Annotated in this window: 2 protein-coding genes; both read right to left on the bottom strand. The window is 36.0% G+C overall.

The window, feature by feature from the left end:
- Nucleotides 1–208 precede the first annotated feature (208 nt).
- A complete protein-coding gene (locus ACKTSF_RS14420) occupies nt 209–538 on the bottom strand; it encodes a DUF5388 domain-containing protein (protein ID WP_041816175.1) in 330 nt (109 codons plus the stop codon).
- Nucleotides 531–1,340 (bottom strand): ParA family protein, encoded by an 810-nt coding sequence (locus ACKTSF_RS14415; RefSeq protein ID WP_015474642.1) that lies wholly within the window; start codon nt 1,338–1,340, stop codon nt 531–533. Before ACKTSF_RS14415 ends, ACKTSF_RS14420 begins: the two co-directional genes overlap by 8 nt.
- Nucleotides 1,341–1,891 lie beyond the last annotated feature (551 nt).

Below are 1,891 nucleotides of genomic sequence, written 5' to 3'. Positions count from 1 at the left end.
AAGTTAAGTGACAGCATTGATTGATTGTTATATGATTGTGTATGTCCTAAATGGACACAAGCAACGCTCCTAAGCAAAGCCTGTATGTACTGATTTCAGAAAAGCCCTCTATTCCGCATAATAGAGGGCTTTTTTTGTACATTCTGCTTCATCTAAACGGACAAGTGTATACGTCTAAAAGCTGAACGTGTTGTCTGAGTGCGCGTGATTATTTACTTTTTACGCGTACATCACGTTTTTCTAAAGAATCAATTTGAAATTCTAATTCTTTACGTTCGTCTGAAGTCAAAGATTCAATATAAACAGATAAAGCTACTTCAATAGCTGCCTTTTGATTGTCACTATACCCTAATACAGCCATTGCTTGCAATTTGTTTCTAATGTGGTTGTTGATTTTTAGGTTTGTGTCAAAAGTAACCGAAGCAACTTGATTTTGTGGGGTTTTAATTCCTTTATTTGAATTTGAAAAATCCGAAATTTCAGCCTGCTTATCTGGCTTAATTGGGTTGCGGTTAGACCGAATCAATTTATTAGCCATTTTCAATTGCCTCCATTCTTTTTAGCATCTCGTCAGTTACGTCTTTGTATACTTTGAATACACGCCTATCAAACTGAGTATTGAAAGTAATACCAGTTATTCCATAACGCTTGATCCTCTGCATCGAGTGAATTTTATGTTTAAAAATGTTTTCAGTTCCAAACTGATTAATAGCATTTTGAATAGTTGCTTCATCTACAGGAGCTCCGGCTTGCAATAGAACAGCCAATATACCAACGATTTCCAAACGGGGAGCCTTGTAGGTATCAATAACTTGTTCCTGGATATACTCTATAAATGCTTGAGCTCCCTCAAAACTATGTTCATGAGTTTGCATAACAATTACACAATAATCGCTGGCATACAATGCTGAATCGGTGATTAACGAGATAGTAGGCGGCGTATCTATGATGACATAATCATATTTATCTTTAATAGGCTTGATAAGATTACTGAATTCTTTGACGCGTTCATTATAGTCTTTGATTTTTTCCATATAGCGTGGGAAAAGAGCAAAGTCAGGTGCAGAAGCTAGGATATCGAAGTTTTCTTTTATATGTATTAAAGATTGAGTTAAATCGCCATCTTCAATACTAGCCATGAGAGATTTTTTAAAATGGCCAACTTTTCCATCAATATTAACTTTAGTATTCAAGAGTAGATTTGTGGCGTTTCCTTGGGGGTCCAAATCAACTAGTAGTGTTTTGTAACCACGATTGCTAAGGTCTAGAGCTACTAATGTTGAATTACTAGTTTTTCCAACTCCACCTTTAAAATTTCCAAATGTTATGGTTTGTGTCATGATAACGCCTCCTAACGATTGTTGTTATATTAGCACTATATCGTTTTTGAATCAACACGATATAGTGCTATAGTGCGTTAGTTCTATAGTTCTATAATGCTGTTGTTCTGTAGTGCTTATGTTCTACAGTGCTATAGTGCTGTAGTTCTTTAGTTCCGTAGTGCTAGCACTACCGTATAGCTTTAAGCCCTATGTGCAAACATTTACTAAAAGAAAAAACAGTGCCGTAGTTCTTTAGTTCCGTAGTTCTATAGTTCTATAGTGCTGTAGTGCTTATATTCTGTAGTGCTGTAGTTCTTTTATTCTATAGTGCTGTAGTGCTGTAGTGCTAGTTTTTAAAAACATTGACTTTTGTTGTGGTTGAGCTATAATTCTAAATGAAATCGATAAATAGAACATAAAAAAACACCCACCAACAGTCATTGGTGAGCGCCACAAAAAAGTCATCATTGTTTAATGACTATTATATCATGGCCGGTGCGATTTTTAAAGCCCTAGGGGACAAGCTGGGGTCTAAATCCAAGGGGACACGTTTGCCAGTGCGACTTCAA

The organism is Levilactobacillus muriae (assembly GCF_045862015.1).
Taxonomy (GTDB): Bacteria; Bacillota; Bacilli; order Lactobacillales; family Lactobacillaceae; genus Levilactobacillus; species Levilactobacillus muriae.
This window is presented reverse-complemented; position numbering and strand designations above follow the sequence as displayed.